This is a genomic window from Aeromonas popoffii (assembly GCF_000820025.1).
Taxonomy (GTDB): Bacteria; Pseudomonadota; Gammaproteobacteria; order Enterobacterales; family Aeromonadaceae; genus Aeromonas; species Aeromonas popoffii.
Genome location: NZ_CDBI01000010.1, coordinates 1 through 564, shown reverse-complemented (window position 1 = coordinate 564; position 564 = coordinate 1). Strand labels below are relative to the sequence as shown.

General features: G+C 59.8%; 1 protein-coding gene. It reads left to right on the top strand.

All coding sequences use genetic code 11. From position 1 onward, the window contains the following. Positions 1-258: 258 nt before the first annotated feature. Positions 259-564, top strand: a 306-nt coding sequence (locus tag BN1129_RS01880; protein ID WP_042034125.1) for an MFS transporter, incomplete at its 3' end; no start/stop codon positions are given.

Genomic DNA, 564 nt, shown 5'->3' with positions numbered 1-564 from the left:
ATGGAGTCCACCAGGGTGCCGTCCATATCGAAAATCAGGGCGTCGTATTGATCAAACCGGAACTGCTCGGACATGGGTCTGCTTCCTCTTGAACCAAACACTCACACTACCAGATCCAGCGGGCGTATGCCGCGACCTCCGTCATGGTTGCGCGCTGGCGGCGCCATGGCAGTGGTTTTGGCCATCGGCTGGTGATTTATGAGACAATGATGGGCTTTGCGCCGCAGATCCTGGCATTTCAAATTAGCGAGCCCGCATATGTCTCCAAAAACCATCTTCTCAAGCGTGGCCCTGGTGATCGCCCTGGGTTCACTGGAAAAGAGCATAGTCACCACCCCACTGCCTATCATAGGGGCCGAGCTGAACGCTGGCGCCGCCCTCACCTGGGTGGTCACCGCTTACCTGTTGGCGGCCACCGCCGCCCTGCCCATTTACGGCAAACTGAGCGATCTGTTCGGCCGGGTACGCATGCTCAACATCGGCATAGGCCTGTTTATGGCGGGCTCGGTGGCCTGCGCCCTCTCTCAGGATCTGCCGACCCTGCTGGCGGCCCGGGTGCTGCAA